Here is a 13,480-nt window from a genome sequence, read left to right as displayed (position 1 = left end):
GCATGGCGCCCCCTATTCCTACTTGCTTGACCGACCTCTATGCCTATCCTGCGTAAATTTTTCGCTGTTGCCCTGCTGGGCCTGAGCCTCTCTGTCGGCGCGGTACAGGGCGGTGACCCGCCCAGCGCCGAGGCGGTCCAGCAGAGCCTGGACAAGATCGCCGAGCGCAAACTGCCGGAGGCCGACCAGAAGGCCCTGCAGACCCTGCTGCAGAACACCCTGAATCAGCTGGCCAACAAGCAGAACTATGAGCAGCGCCTGAGCGATCTCAAGCAGCAATTGAGCAATGCCCCGCGCCAGACATCGGAAAACCAGCGCGAACTGGCCCGCCTGAAAGCCAGCAAAGTGGTCCCGGTGATCCAGCGCTACGGCTCGTTGCCGGTATCGCAGCTCGAACAGCTGCTGACCGAGCGCACCAGCCTGCAGGGCGACCTGCAAAAGGCCCTGGCCGACGCCAATACCCTGGACATCACCGCCCAGACCCGCCCCGAGCGCGCCCAGGCGGAGATCAGCAGCAGCCAGACGCGCATCCTGCAGATCAACGCCGCACTCAAATCCGGCAAGGACGGCGGCAAGCTGCTCAGCGCCGACCAGCGCAACCTGCTCAACGCCGAGCTGGCAGCGATCAACGCGCTGATCCCCCTGCGCCGCCAGGAACTGGCCGGCAACAGCCAATTGCAGGATCTGGGCAGTAGCCAGCATGACCTGCTGATGGAAAAGACCGCGCGCCTGGAGCAGGAAATCCAGGACCTGCAGACCCTGATCAACCAGAAGCGCCTGGCCCAGTCCCAGGAAACCGTGACCCAGCAGTCCATCGAGGCGCAGAAGGCCGGGAGCAGCAGCCTGCTGGCCACCGAGAGCGCCAGCAACCTCAGGCTCTCCGACTACCTGCTCAAAAGCACCGACCGCCTCAACGAACTGACCCAGCAGAACCTGCTGACCAAGCAGCAGCTGGACAGCGTGACCCAGAGCGATGCGGCCCTGGACGAGCAGATCAACGTGCTCAAGGGCAGCCTGCTGCTGTCGAAGATCCTCTATAAACAGAAGCAGGCCCTGCCGCGCCTGAAACTGGACCGCGACCTGGCGGACGAAATCGCCGACATCCGCCTCTATCAGTTCGAAGTCAATCAACAGCGCGAGCTGCTGGGCAGCCCCAGCACCTACGTCGACAACCTGCTCAAGAACCAACCCCCGGAACAGGTCACGCCACAACTGCGCCGGACCCTGATCGATCTCGCCATCACCCGCGCCGACCTGCTGGAACGCCTGAACCGCGAGCTGAGCGCGCTGCTCAATGAATCCATCACCCTGCAGTTGAACCAGAAGCAGCTGCTCAGCACCTCCCAGAGCCTGCGAGCGACCCTCGACGAGCAGATGTTCTGGATCCCCAGCAACAAGCCGCTGGACGCCGAGTGGCTGCAAAGCGTCCCCGTGCGCCTGGAGCGCCAGGTCACTACCCTGCCCTGGGCCTCCAGCCTCAGCGAACTGACCGACGGCCTGGCCCAGCGGCCACTGCTGTTCCTGCCCCTGGCGCTGCTGTTCGGCGCCCTGCTGTGGCGGCGCAAGGCCCTGTATGCGCGCCTGAACAAGGTGCACAGGGACATCGGCCATTTCAAACGCGACAGCCAGTGGCACACACCACTGGCGATCCTGGTGAACATCCTCCTGGCGATGCCGGTGACCCTGGTCCTGGCCCTGTGCGGCTACGCCCTGCAGATCGACGCCCGTGGGCAGAACGCCAACCTCGGCGCCGCGCTGCTGCAGATCGCCCAGGCCTGGCTGGTGTTCTATACCGCCTATCGGATCCTCGCCCCCGGCGGCGTGGCGGAACTGCATTTCCGCTGGGAAAAACCCCAGGTGGAATTCCTCCAGGGCTGGGTCCGCCGCCTGGGGCTGGTGGTCCTGGCACTGGTGGCCGTGGTGGCGGTGGCCGAGCACCAGCCCGCGGCCCTGGCCGAGGACGTGCTGGGTATCGCCGTGGTGCTGACCTGCTATGCACTGATGGCCTGGCTGCTGAGCCGCCTGCTGCTGAGCAGCCCGACCCACCAGAACACCTCGCTGTTCCGCAAGGCCGTGGGCGTGCTCTTCACCCTGCTGCCGATCGCCCTGTTCATCGCCGTGTGCTTCGGCTACTACTACACCGCCCTGAAACTCAGCGACCGGCTGATCAACACCCTGTACCTGCTGATGTTCTGGCTGGTGATCGAGGCCACCTTCGTCCGCGGCCTGAGCGTGGCGGCCCGGCGCCTGGCCTACCAGCGCGCGCTGAGCAAGCGCCAGGCCGCCAAGGAAGCCGGGGAAAGCGGCGAGGCGGTGGTGGAAGAGCCGACCCTGGATATCGAGAAGGTCAACGAGCAATCCCTGCGCCTGATCCGCCTGGCCCTGCTGGGCGGCTTCATGGCGGCGCTGTACTGGGTATGGGCGGACCTGATCACGGTGTTCTCCTACCTGGACAACGTCACCCTCTACGAATACACCAGCGGCACCGGCGCCAACATGAGCATGGTGCCCATCAGCATCGGCGACGTCATCGGCGCGCTGATCATCGTCGGCATCACCTTCGCCCTGGCGCGCAACCTGCCTGGCCTGCTGGAGGTACTGGTGCTGTCCAAGCTGGACCTGGCCCAGGGCAGCGCCTATGCCACCACCACCCTGCTGTCCTACGCCATCGCCGGGATAGGTTTCGTCGCCACCCTGTCGACCCTGGGGGTCAGCTGGGACAAGCTGCAATGGCTGGTGGCCGCCTTGTCCGTGGGCCTGGGCTTCGGCATGCAGGCGATCTTCGCCAACTTCATCTCCGGCATCATCATCCTGTTCGAGCGCCCGGTACGGATCGGCGACACCATCACCATCGGCAACCTGTCGGGCACCGTGAGCAAGATCCGCATCCGCGCCACCACCATCACCGACTTCGACCGCAAGGACATCATCGTCCCCAACCAGACCTTCATCACCGGGCAGTTGATCAACTGGTCGCTGACCGACACCATCACCCGGGTGACCCTCAAGCTCGGCGTGGACTACGGTTCGGACCTGGACCTGGTCAAGGAACTGCTGCTCAAGGCCGCCCGGGAGAACCCGCGGGTCCTCAAGGAGCCGGAACCCCATGTGTACTTCCTGAACTTCGGTGAAAGCACCCTGGACCATGAGCTGCGCATGCACGTGCGCGAGCTGGGGGACCGCAACCCGGTGGTCGACGAAGTCAACCGCTTCATCAACCGCGAGTTCAAGAAACAGCACATCAACATCTCGTTCCGGCAGATGGAGGTCTACCTGAAGAACCTCCACGGCCAGGAATACAAGATGGTGCCCATCGAACCCGAGGCCAAGACCATAGTCCCGGTGGCCGAGGGCAAGCCGCTGCAGGAACCGCCGGCCAGCAAACTCGACTAAGGCCTCTTTCCCCAGCAGAATACTCGGACATTCTGCTGGGAGATGGCCGTTGAAAGCCCTCGACGAACTGACCTTCGACAACCGCTTCGCCCGCCTGGGCGACGCCTTCTCGACCCACGTACTGCCCGAACCCCTCGACAACCCGCGGCTGGTGGCCGCCAGCCCTGGCGCCATGGCGCTGCTGGACCTGGACCCGGCCGTGGCCGAAACCCCGGTGTTCGCCGAACTGTTCGGCGGGCACAAGCTGTGGGCCGAGGCCGAGCCCCGGGCGATGGTCTATTCCGGGCATCAGTTCGGCTCCTACAACCCGCAATTGGGGGACGGCCGCGGGCTGCTGCTGGGCGAGGTCTACAACCAGGCGGGAGAACACTGGGACCTGCACCTGAAGGGCGCCGGCCAGACGCCCTATTCGCGCATGGGCGATGGCCGCGCGGTGCTGCGCTCGTCGATCCGCGAATTCCTTGCCTCCGAGGCCCTGCATGCCCTGGGCATTCCCAGCAGCCGCGCACTGTGCGTGATCGGCTCGGACACTCCGGTATGGCGCGAGAAGCAGGAGCGCGGGGCCATGGTTCTGCGCCTGGCACCGAGCCATATCCGCTTCGGCCATTTCGAGTATTTCTACTACACCAAGAAACCCGAGCAGCAGAAGCAGTTGGGGGAGCATGTGCTGGCCCTGCATTTCCCCGAGTGCCAAGAGCAGCCTGAACCCTACCTGGCGATGTTCCGCGAGATCGTCGAGCGCAATGCCGAGCTGATTGCCAAATGGCAGGCCTATGGCTTCTGCCACGGGGTGATGAACACCGACAACATGTCGATCCTGGGCATCACCTTCGACTTCGGCCCCTTCGCCTTCCTCGACGATTTCGACGCCCACTTCATCTGCAACCACTCGGACGATCAGGGGCGCTACTCCTTCAGCAACCAGGTACCCATCGGCCAGTGGAACCTCAGCGCCCTGGCCCAGGCCCTGACCCCGTTCATCAGTGTCGAGGCGCTGCGCGAAAGCCTGGGCCTGTTCCTGCCGCTGTACCAGGCCCACTACCTGGACCTGATGCGCCGGCGCCTGGGCTTCACCCAGGCCGAGGACGACGACCAGAAGCTGGTGGAACGCCTGCTGCAACTGATGCAGAACAGCGGCGTCGACTACAGCCTGTTCTTCCGCCGGCTGGGGGAGCACGCCCCGGAGCAGGCGCTGGCACGGCTGCGGGACGACTTCGTCGACCGCAACGGCTTCGACGCCTGGGCCGAGCTGTACCGGGAACGGGTCGCCCGCGATCCGATCCAGGGCCAGGACCTGCGCCGCGAGCGCATGCACGCGGTCAACCCGCTGTACATCCTGCGCAACTATTTGGCGCAGAAAGCCATCGACGCCGCAGAAGCCGGGGACTACAGCGAAGTGCGCCGCCTGCATCAGGTGCTGAGCCGGCCTTTCGAGGAACAGCCCGGCATGGACAGCTACGCCGAACGCCCGCCGGAGTGGGGCAAGCACCTGGAAATCAGCTGTTCGTCCTGAGTCGGGCGAAGCTGTCCATCGATACCTTCAAGCCCTAGGCCAACCTGCGGACCTGCCGCAGGTTGAGCAGGCGCTTGCCGTCCAGCACTGGCTCAACCTGGGATTGCGCATGGACCCGCCACTGACGGGCAGGGATAATGCGCGCCCTGATTTCCAGTACCTGCAAGGATGCACATGAACCTGTTCTTCACCCTGGCCACCCTCGCCCTGGTCGTCTTCAGCCTGGTGTCGGTCGTCATCTACCTGAGCCGCCGCGCCAAGTACCGCATGAACCTGCAGGACCTGCACCTGCACGGTAAGGCGCACCGCAGCATTACCCAGGCCGAACTGGACGAGCTGGCCAAACAGACCGCCAGCCTGCAACGCATCCAGGGCAGCGGCGGCATGTCCTACAAGCCAATCAGCGACAGCGTCTATCTGATTAGCGGCGGCACCGCGAGCGACGGGCTGGAACTGCAGGTCCAGTCGGTGAAACATATGTCGATCGCCGGTATTCCCGTGGAATTTCCCTTCCCGATGGAAAGCTTCCTGGCCGACAACAACCAGGCCGAAGTGGTGATCGCCAAGAAGTTCGCCGTGGTCATCGGCCTCAACGGGCATCGCCTGGCCCAATGACGCACTGGCGGCCTGGCTGCCACCTTCACCGCTCGCCCATGCCCCGAGCCCTGCCACCATCGCTGCCCTGCAAGAGTCCGCCATGAAACGTCGCTACCTGCTGCTGTTGCCCCTGCTGCTGTCGCTGGCCGGGTGCAAGGAAGACTTCGCCACCCTGCACTTCCAGGAGTCGGTGCGCTCCGACCCCAAGGCCGGCCCGCAATACTCCGACCAGTTGGTGCACGAGGCGTACAAACACAACATTTACACCGCGCTCGGCGCCCAGGGCCTGGACCCGGACGCCATCGCCCTGGAGCGGGACCAGGAGGACGACAAGGTCATTCACCTGCGCCTGGTGGACTACTCCCTGAGCCCGGAACAACGGGGCAGCCTCAAGGCCATCCTCGAACAGGTCGTCAGCGCGCGAAATGCCAGCTCGATGAACCTGCGCCTGGAGCTGGACAACGCCCATGCCAAGGTCACCCCTTCCGGCACCAGCGACCTGCCGGACAACATCGACGCCCCCCTGGCGTTCGAGCCGGAGTTCGGCATGCTGCTGGACCGCAGCTACGAAGACAGCATGCAGGCCATCGTCAACGCGAGCGAAATCGAAGGCCCGGTCAGTTGCAAGATCACCGCGCGCCTGGCCATGCCCAGGCCCTTGAAACTGATCGCCTACGAAGCCCTTGAACAGGACAACAGCGAGCGCGGCCTGATCTCCTTGCTGACCCGCGGCGGCAGCATTGCCAAGGTGCCACTCAAGGTGCATTTCGATGACCCGGACCTGAACCGGCTCCTGCAGCACAAAACCGTCCAGGCCTGGCCATCCAGCTCGAAGATCACCCGGCCCGCCCCGGTGCCCCTTGACGAATTCGCCATCGTCATCGGCTCCATCGGCATCCAGACCCTGACCTCGGCCCTGGCCTTCGACACCCGCAAGGACGAGCTGCAAGCGCTGTGCGAGCAGAAGATGCAGACCCTGGGCCGGCCGTTCACCTTTCACATGGGCCGGACCCTGGATCGCCTGACCAGCGTCGACTACCGCTAACAGCCACTATGCGACCAGGATTTCCATTGAACCGACGCCTCTCCACTGCCGGCCTGTTGCTGATGCTGCTGACCGGCTGCAAGCAGACCTACCTCACCCTGCATTTCCAGGAAGAAGTGGGCAACCCCCAGCAGGCCCGGATAGTGCCGTACTTCGCAGAGGCCATCACTCAGATGGCCGCCGGGATCGGCATCGAACCCGACGCCATCGGCCTGGAAATGGACCGCAAGGACGACAAGACCCTGCATATCAGCCTGGACAGCAGCGTGCCCGAACCCCAGCGCCTGCGCCTGCAAGCGCTGTTCAGCGAGATTGTCGAGGCACGCGCAGCCGCCACCTTCGAAGCCGTTCTGGAGATCGCCCCGCAAACCGGGAGATACACCACCCCCGAGTACCGCAAAAGGGCCATGGCCTTGCCGCGACGCTTCTCCCTGGCGCTGGAGCCGGTGAAATACGCCGACGTGCTGTTTCATTACTCGATGGAGGAGTTGATCAGCGGCAAGCTCGCGGCCACCGGCACGCCCAACGAGGCGTTCTGCCAATACCAGGCCACCCTCCAGGCGCCGGGCATGCCGTTCAGCCAGATGGGCAGCAAGGCCGGTAGCGGCACAGGGGATTACAACCTGTATCTGGAGTGGAAAGACGGCAAGCGCGAACCGGCGCAATACTTGTTCGGCAACATCACTTTCGCCAGCCCCACGCTCAACCAGATGCTGTTCGACAACCGCATCCAGCTGTCCGCGATCAAGACCTCCTGGGGCACGCGAGCGGACCGCCGGGCCGACCGCGTCGGTTTCAGCGTCGGCTCCCTGGGCCTGCAGTACCACGAGGACGGGGAGATTTCCCCGTTGCAACACATCGGCTTCATGGGCAGGTGCGAGGGCATGGCCATGGCGCTGGGGCGGCCCTTTACCTTCTACATCGGCCGCTCCATGGACCGCCTGGTCAGCGTCGAACTGGCCCCGCCCAGCGCATGAGCCCTGGAGCCGCAACGGCTCCAGGCCGACCGCTGCGACTTGATATTGCCCCCGGGCGCCGCCATCTAAGGCGCTCTACCCTGTTTGCGGAGCCCGACCATGTCCGACCCACTGCTGATCCCCTGCCCGCACTGCAACGGCCTCAACCGCATTCCCGCCGAGCGCCTGGGGGACCACCCCAAGTGCGGGCGCTGCAAGGCCGAGGTCTTGCTGAGCAAACCCTTTGACTTGAAACAGGGCGACTACGCCAGCCAGATCAAGGGCGACCTGCCGTTGCTGGTGGATGTGTGGGCAGACTGGTGCGGGCCGTGCAAATCCTTTGCGCCGGTCTTCCAGCAAGCCGCCGCGCAGCTCAGCGGCAAGTGCCGCCTGGCCAAGCTGGACAGTGAAGCCAACCCGCAGCTGGCGGGGCAATTGGGGATTCGCTCGATCCCCAGCCTGATTCTGTTCAAGAACGGTCGGGAAGTAGCCCGGCAAAGCGGCGCCTTGCCACTGCCGCAATTGTTGAGCTGGCTGCGCAGCCAGGGGATTTGACGCAGCGCCAAGAGCCGCAGGCCAAACCCTGCGCTCATGGCCTCTTGAGGGTCAGGCGTTTTCCAGCAGGTTGTGCAGGTCGACGAATTGCTGGGTCAGCTTGTGTCGTGGGTCCAGGTGGATCAGCGGCATGCTGGCCTGGTGGGATTCACGCATGCGCACCGAGCTGCCCAGGTACACCGGCAGCACTGGCAGGCCCTCGCTGATCAGTTCGTCGAGCATCTGCTGCGGCAGGCTGGCCCGGGCCTGGAACTGATTGACCACGATGCCCTCGACCTCCAGCCCCTCGTTGTGGTCTTCCTTCAGCTCTTCGATCTCCGCCAGCAGGCCGTACAGGGCCTGACGGGAAAAACTGTCGCAGTCGAAGGGGATCAGCACACGATCAGCGGCGATCAGCGCCGATACCGCGTAGAAATTCAGGGCCGGCGGGGTATCGAGGTAGATCCGGTCGTAATCCTCGGCCAGTTCGTCCAGCAATTTGCGCAGCTTGTTGATCTTGTGCTTGGCCTCAAGCTTGGGCTGCAGGTCCGCCAGCTCGGCGGTGGCCGTGATCACGTGCAGGTTGTCGAAGGGGGTCTCGTAGATATCCACCTGGTTTTTCTTGGCGAACGGTCCGGACGACAGGGTTTGCTTGAAAAAATCGGCAATGCCCATGGGAATGTCCTCGCCGGTCAGGCCGGTGAGGTACTGGGTCGAGTTGGCCTGGGCATCCAGGTCCACCAGCAAGGTGCGATAGCCCTCGCTGGCGCTGACCGCCGCCAGATTGCAGGCAATACTGGATTTGCCCACGCCACCTTTCTGATTGAACACCACACGCCGCATGTCTAGACCTCCCTGTATCAAAGATCACCGAGTGTAGTAGGCCACGCGGCCCCTTAGCTACCTTGCTGTCACACAGATTTTCCTTGCCCGCAGCCCTGGCACAAACACCGGGCAATGTCGGCCCCGAGGCCGACCTGGGACTGAAAGACTTCAGATAGTGGCAAAAAGACACCTCGCATCGCGTCGGATTTTTCTCTTTTGCGACCAACAGGCCAAGGAGCATTTGCTACAAGCCAGTCGCACCGGGATAATGCGCGCCACTGACGCCTTCGCGTCACTCAGGCCAATCGCCGATCGAAGCGATATGCCGCGTCAAGGAAGCCCGCAGGGGCGGGATGAAATCAAGTGATCAAGTTCAACATCGCTCAATGGCGTGCGTGGGCCCCTGGGCTCGAAAGCGTGGACGCCTGGCAGGCCTGGAGCCGTCAACCGGCCCTGCCTGAAAACAGCGATGCCGCCCCCGATGTATCCTTTCTCCCCGCCATGCAGCGGCGCCGTCTCAGCCGCCTGGCGCGCATGGCGTTCAGCGTCGGCTGGCCCCTGGCCGAGGGCCTGGAACAACTGCCGCTGGTGTTCATCTCCCGGCATGGCGAAACCCCGCGCACCTTCGAGATTCTCAGCGACCTGGCCGCCGAGCAGCCGTTGTCGCCCACCCAGTTCAGCCTCTCGGTACACAACGCAGTGATCGGCCTGTGGTCGATCATGCGCGGCGAAACCAGCGAAATGACGGCCCTGGCCGCTGCCGGCGATGGCCTTGAGCATGGCCTGCTGGAGGCGGCCACGCTGCTGGCCGACGGCGCCCCCCATGTACTGCTGGTGATCACCGAGGAACAACCGCCCGAGGCCTATGCCAGCTGGATCGACGACGTGCCGTTCCCCTATGCCCTGGGCCTGCTGCTGACCCCCGGCGACGACTGGCAGTTGTCCCTGGGCAGCCATGACGGTCAAACGCCCAGGGCCCAATGGCCCCACGCCCTGAATCTGCTGCGTACCCTGCTGGGCGCGCAGACCTTTTGCCAACATGCCTGGATGAATCGTGTATGGACCTGGCAACGCAACCACTGAGCGCCAAGGGCCGCAATGCCTACTACTGGCGCCTGACGGCCACGGCGCTGAGCTTTGCACTGTTCGGAATAGGTGGTTTGTGCCTGCGCCTGGTGATTTTCCCCCTGCTCGCCTGCCTGCCCGGCGACGCCCAGCGCCAGCGCCAGCGGGCGCGCAAGACCGTCAGCCGGCTGTTCTGGCTGTTTATCCGCTTCATGGCCAGGAGCGGCGTGCTCACCTATGAGGTCCAGGGCGCCGAGCGGCTCGGGCGACCGGGGCAGATGATCATCGCCAACCACCCCTCGCTGATCGACGTGGTGTTCCTCATCGGCCTGGTCCGCGACGCCAACTGCGTGGTGAAGCAGAGCCTGTGGAACAACCCCTTCACCCGCGGCCCGGTGCGCGCCACCCAGTACATCAGCAACGACGGCAGCATGGACATGCTCGACAGTGCCTGCGGGGCGCTGCAAGCAGGCCAGACCCTGATCGTCTTTCCCGAGGGCACCCGCACTCAGCCGGGTGCCGCTCCGGCCTTTCATCGGGGAGCGGCGGCCATTGCCCTGCGCGGTGCGAAGATCATCACCCCGGTGGTGATCCGGGTCAGCCCCAGCACCCTGACCAAGGCCGAACCCTGGTACCGCATCCCGCAACGCCGTGTGCACTTCAGTTTTCACGTCGGTGCCGATATAGACCCACAGACCTTTGCAGCCCAGGGCCCGGCGCCCCAGGCTTCGCGCAAGCTCAATGAGCACTTGCACCATTTTTTCATTAAGGAGCTCGCCAGAGATGAGCGATACACACCCGGACCTGATGCTTGAAATCAAACTGCTGATCATCGACGCCCTGGGCCTCGAAGACATCAGTGCCCAGGACATCGGCAACGACCAGACGCTGTTCGGCGAAGGCCTCGGCCTGGACTCGGTGGATGCCCTGGAGCTGGGCCTGGCGATCCAGAAGAAGTACGGCATCAAGATCGACGCCGACGCCAAGGACACCCGCAACCACTTCAGCAACGTGGCGAGCCTTGCGGCGTTCGTCACTGCAAAACAGGCAGCTTGAGAACCGACCATGCAAACCCGTGACGATATCTTCAACACCCTGCGCGATGCCCTGGTCGAGCTCTTCGAACTGGAGCCCGAGCGCGTCAGCCTCGAGTCCAACCTGTATGAAGACCTGGAAATCGACAGCATCGATGCGGTCGACCTGATCGACCACATCAAGCGCCAGACCGGCAAGAAAATCGCCGCCGAGGAATTCAAGTCGGTGCGCACCGTCAACGACGTGGTCGAGGCGGTCTACCGTCTGGTCCAGCCGGCCGCATGAGCCGGCTGATCGGCCTGGGCTTGTTGCTGGCCGGCCTGCTCTACCCCTTCGCGGTGTACTTCGGCATGGAGCATTTCGCTCCGTGGCAGTTCGGCCTGCTGCTGGGCGGCCTGTGGCTGGCCCGGGCGCTGACCGGCGAACGCCGCCCCGGCAGCCTGTGGATGGCCATTGCGGCGATCGCGTTCTGCCTGCTGCTGGCCTGGTTCGACAACCCGGCGCTGCTGCGCTGGTACCCGGTGCTGATCAGCGCCTTCATGCTCGGCCTGTTCGGCCTGAGCCTGAAATACGGCCCCCCGGTGGCAGAGCGCCTGGCCCGCATCAGCGAGCCGCAATTGCCGGAAAAGGCCATACGTTATACGCGCCAGGTGACCGTCGCCTGGAGCGTGTTTTTCCTCTGTAACGGAATGCTCGCCGCGGCCCTGACCCTGTGGGCGCCGCTGAGCTGGTGGACGTTGTACAACGGCCTGATCGCCTACGGGCTGATGGGCCTGCTGTTTGCCATTGAATGGCTGTTACGACAACGGGTAAGAGGCCGTAGATGAACTGGATTCCCCTTGAGCAGCTGTTGCTCAAGCTACATACGCCGCGAGCGGTCAGCGCCGCGCCGGCCATCGACCTGGGGGCCGTGCAGGACCAGGCCCTGAGCCTGGCCGCTGCCCTGCAAGCCCGTGGCGTACGGCGCCTGGCGGTGCACCTGGAAGACGCCGTGGAACTGGCGGTGGCCCTGCTCGGCGCCTGGCGTGCCGGGGCCAGCGTGCTGCTGCCCGCCGACCTGCAAGCCCAGACCCGCCAGCGCTGGTCGAGCGAAGTCGACCTGTGGCTGACCGACCAGGACACGCCCCTGCACCAGTTGCAGGCCAGCCCCCTGGCCCCGGCCGAGCTGGACCTGGACACCTGCCAGTTGAGCCTGTGCACCTCCGGCTCCAGCGGCGAACCCAAGCGCATCGAGAAGAACCTGCGGCAACTGGCCAACGAGGTCGTCGCCCTGGAACACCTGTGGGGCGCCGACCTGGGCCAGGCCTGGATCATCGGCAGCGTCGCCACCCAGCACATCTACGGCCTGCTGTTCCGCGTGCTCTGGCCACTGTGCGCCGGGCGGCCTTTTGTACGCCGCCAGCTGCCATTTCCCGAAGACCTGCAACGGGCCAGCCGCGAGTGCCCGGCGTTTGCCTGGGTGGCGAGCCCGGCCCTGCTCAAGCGCATGGGCGACAACCTCGACTGGCCGGCCCTGAGCCAGGTACGGCGGGTATTTTCCTCCGGCGGCGCCTTGCCCGCCGAAGCGGCCAGCGGCCTGCACCAGCGCCTGCAGCAATGGCCGACGGAAATCCTCGGCAGCTCGGAAACCGGCGGCATCGCCTGGCGCCAGGGGCCAGGCCTGTGGCAGCCCTTCGCCGATGTACGGCTGAGCCAGGATGCCGACGGCGCGCTGTTGATCGCCTCGCCCTACCTGCCGGCCGGGCATGTGGAACACACGGCCGACGCCGCGCGGATCGCCGCCGACGGGCGCTTCGAACTGCTGGGGCGCCTGGATCGCATCGTCAAGCTGGAAGAAAAACGCATTTCCCTGCCCATGCTTGAGCAGGCCCTGGCCAGCCACGAATGGGTGGCGGAAGCGCGGCTCGGGGTGATCGAAGACAACCGCGCCTACCTCGGCGCCCTGCTGGTGCTCAGCGAGCCCGGCCTGCATGCCCTGCGCAACCAGGGCCGGCGCCACCTGACCCAGGCCCTGCGCCAGCACCTGGCCGGGCATTGCGAAGCCCTGGCCCGGCCCCGGCGCTGGCGCCTGGTGCGGCAACTGCCGCTGAACAGCCAGGGCAAGCTGCCCCAGGCGCAAGTCCAGGCCCTGCTGCTGGCTCCACGCCCGCAAGCCCCGGAAGTGCTGGAGCAACGGCAGCACGAGGAGGAGTGGCAGCTGCAACTGGCCATTCCGCCGGACCTGGCGTACTTCAGCGGGCACTTCCCCCAGACCCCGGTGCTGCCGGGGGTGGTGCAGGTGGACTGGGCCCTGGCCCTGGGCCAGCAACTGCTGGAGCTGCCGGGCCGCTTCGCCGGCATGGAAGTGCTGAAGTTCCAGCAACTGGTACGCCCCGGCGACCGCATCCAGCTGAACCTGCGTTTCGATGCCCAGCGCCAGAAACTGTATTTCGCCTACCTCAATGACGGGGCTCCCTGCTCCAGCGGGCGGATCGTCCTGGAGGCCAGCTGTGGATAAGTTGTACGGCCTCGCGCCCG

General features: G+C 65.0%; 13 protein-coding genes. 12 read left to right on the top strand and 1 reads right to left on the bottom strand.

Going from position 1 to position 13,480, the window contains the following annotated elements; translation table 11 throughout:
- Nucleotides 1-39 precede the first annotated feature (39 nt).
- The 6 genes from mscK (at nt 40) to trxC (ending at nt 8,059) form a co-directional block, all read left to right on the top strand.
- The gene (gene mscK / locus AC1RMG_RS25335) at nt 40-3,393 is read left to right on the top strand and encodes a mechanosensitive channel MscK (RefSeq protein ID WP_019095204.1); all 3,354 of its coding nucleotides are present in this window, start codon (nt 40-42) and stop codon (nt 3,391-3,393) included.
- Nucleotides 3,394-3,442: 49 nt separating this feature from the next.
- Entirely contained in the window at nt 3,443-4,906 is a 1,464-nt protein-coding gene (gene selO / locus AC1RMG_RS25330) for a protein adenylyltransferase SelO (RefSeq protein WP_493170511.1), read from the top strand.
- Between the two features lie 174 nt (nt 4,907-5,080).
- Complete coding sequence (locus AC1RMG_RS25325; protein ID WP_072443879.1) at nt 5,081-5,521, top strand: IgaA/UmoB family intracellular growth attenuator; 441 nt, start codon at nt 5,081-5,083, stop codon at nt 5,519-5,521.
- An 82-nt stretch (nt 5,522-5,603) separates the two neighbouring features.
- Nucleotides 5,604-6,548: a hypothetical protein gene (locus AC1RMG_RS25320; protein ID WP_493170509.1), complete on the top strand. Its 945-nt coding sequence runs from the start codon at nt 5,604-5,606 to the stop codon at nt 6,546-6,548.
- Between the two features lie 26 nt (nt 6,549-6,574).
- Entirely contained in the window at nt 6,575-7,525 is a 951-nt protein-coding gene (locus AC1RMG_RS25315) for a hypothetical protein (RefSeq protein ID WP_493170507.1), read from the top strand.
- A 99-nt stretch (nt 7,526-7,624) separates the two neighbouring features.
- Nucleotides 7,625-8,059, top strand: a complete 435-nt coding sequence (gene trxC, locus AC1RMG_RS25310) for a thioredoxin TrxC (RefSeq protein WP_015633888.1) — start codon at nt 7,625-7,627, stop codon at nt 8,057-8,059.
- Between the two features lie 51 nt (nt 8,060-8,110).
- Here trxC and AC1RMG_RS25305 read toward each other — a convergent pair whose 3' ends face one another.
- Nucleotides 8,111-8,881, bottom strand: a complete 771-nt coding sequence (locus AC1RMG_RS25305) for a ParA family protein (RefSeq protein ID WP_011058854.1) — start codon at nt 8,879-8,881, stop codon at nt 8,111-8,113.
- Nucleotides 8,882-9,226: 345 nt separating this feature from the next.
- Here AC1RMG_RS25305 and AC1RMG_RS25300 point away from each other — a divergent pair, with 345 nt between their 5' ends.
- From AC1RMG_RS25300 to AC1RMG_RS25275, 6 genes are read left to right on the top strand one after another with little or no spacing between them, the layout of a single operon-like run.
- Complete coding sequence (locus tag AC1RMG_RS25300; RefSeq protein ID WP_011058853.1) at nt 9,227-9,946, top strand: beta-ketoacyl synthase chain length factor; 720 nt, start codon at nt 9,227-9,229, stop codon at nt 9,944-9,946.
- Nucleotides 9,922-10,743 (top strand): lysophospholipid acyltransferase family protein, encoded by an 822-nt coding sequence (locus AC1RMG_RS25295; RefSeq protein WP_011058852.1) that lies wholly within the window; start codon nt 9,922-9,924, stop codon nt 10,741-10,743. Before AC1RMG_RS25300 ends, AC1RMG_RS25295 begins: the two co-directional genes overlap by 25 nt.
- Complete coding sequence (locus AC1RMG_RS25290) at nt 10,712-10,984, top strand: phosphopantetheine-binding protein (RefSeq protein ID WP_011058851.1); 273 nt, start codon at nt 10,712-10,714, stop codon at nt 10,982-10,984. Before AC1RMG_RS25295 ends, AC1RMG_RS25290 begins: the two co-directional genes overlap by 32 nt.
- Nucleotides 10,985-10,993: 9 nt before the next feature.
- Complete coding sequence (locus AC1RMG_RS25285; protein WP_011058850.1) at nt 10,994-11,248, top strand: acyl carrier protein; 255 nt, start codon at nt 10,994-10,996, stop codon at nt 11,246-11,248.
- The gene (locus AC1RMG_RS25280) at nt 11,245-11,790 is read left to right on the top strand and encodes a COG4648 family protein (RefSeq protein ID WP_011058849.1); all 546 of its coding nucleotides are present in this window, start codon (nt 11,245-11,247) and stop codon (nt 11,788-11,790) included. The genes AC1RMG_RS25285 and AC1RMG_RS25280 overlap by 4 nt, the downstream gene beginning before the upstream one ends.
- The gene (locus AC1RMG_RS25275) at nt 11,787-13,460 is read left to right on the top strand and encodes an ApeI family dehydratase (RefSeq protein WP_493170505.1); all 1,674 of its coding nucleotides are present in this window, start codon (nt 11,787-11,789) and stop codon (nt 13,458-13,460) included. Before AC1RMG_RS25280 ends, AC1RMG_RS25275 begins: the two co-directional genes overlap by 4 nt.
- Nucleotides 13,461-13,480 lie beyond the last annotated feature (20 nt).

Source organism: Pseudomonas sp. GW822-FHT04H02 (assembly GCF_058800645.1).
Note: the sequence above shows the minus strand (reverse complement) of the source record. Positions and strands in the feature narration are given on the sequence as shown.